At 62.3% G+C, this 968-nt stretch carries 1 protein-coding gene and 1 pseudogene; both read right to left on the reverse strand.

What is annotated here, in order from left to right; genetic code table 11:
• A partial coding sequence (locus HX846_RS35950) for an aldehyde dehydrogenase family protein (protein ID WP_178967316.1) occupies window positions 1–506 on the reverse strand: 506 nt, incomplete at its 3' end.
• A gap of 39 nt (window positions 507–545) precedes the next feature.
• Window positions 546–968, reverse strand: a pseudogene (locus HX846_RS35955) (Putrescine importer PuuP); the annotation flags it as partial.

Below are 968 nucleotides of genomic sequence, written 5' to 3' on the forward strand. Positions count from 1 at the left end.
AGCGGGAAGTTCCACGGCACCACCGCCGCGATCACCCCCAGTGCTTCACGCGTGATGGTTGCCAACGCGTTGTGAGCGGTGGGCGCGACTTGATCGTAGAGCTTGTCGAGGGCTTCGCCGTACCAGGCAAACACATTGGCGGCGCCGGGCACGTCAACGTTGTAGGCGTCCATCACCGGCTTGCCCATGTTCAGCGAATCGAGCAGCGCCAGTTCCTCGCGGTGGGTCATCAGTAATTCGGAGAGCCTGATCAAAATTTTCTTGCGCTCCACCGGCGGCATCCGTCGCCAGGGGCCGGTCTCGAAGGCCTGGCGTGCGCTGCGCACGGCCAGGTCGACTTCTGCGTCACCGCAGGCTGCAACCCGTGACAGCAACTGCTGGGTCGCAGGGTTAATGGCATCGAAGGTCGCCCCGGATGCCGCATTCACTGAGCGGCCACCGATCAGGGCGGTGTTGATGAACGTCTGGCGGGCAACACGCTGTTGCCAGTAGTTAAGGTCGAACACGTTGTACTCCCAATGAATGGCGATGGATAGACGAGGGGTTCACTCGGCGATCTGCAGTTCCGGCATCTTCACGCGCAGCCCCCGCGTGATGCCCAGCAGGCACAGGAGCCCAAGCCCCATCCAGCACAGGCCGATGGTGAACGACAGGCTGGAAAGGCTGCTCCATAGCCAGATCGTGCTGAGGAACCCCAGCGCCGGCACAACCGCGTACAGCAAGTAGTTCCTGGTACCGCGCAACTTCTGGTCGACCAGGTAGTGCTTGATCACCGCCAGGTTTACCGCCGAGAACGCAAACAGCGCACCGAAGCTGATCATGTTGGCGACGGTATCCAACGTGATGAACAAGGCAATCAGCGAGAACAGGCTGACCAGCACGATGGCCGTGGCGGGCACGCGCTTTTTCGTCACCAGCTTGCCGAGCACGCGGGGCAGCGCGCCGTCACGCCCCATGGCGAACAGCAC

Source organism: Pseudomonas sp. K5002 (assembly GCF_013386655.1).
Lineage (GTDB): Bacteria > Pseudomonadota > Gammaproteobacteria > Pseudomonadales > Pseudomonadaceae > Aquipseudomonas.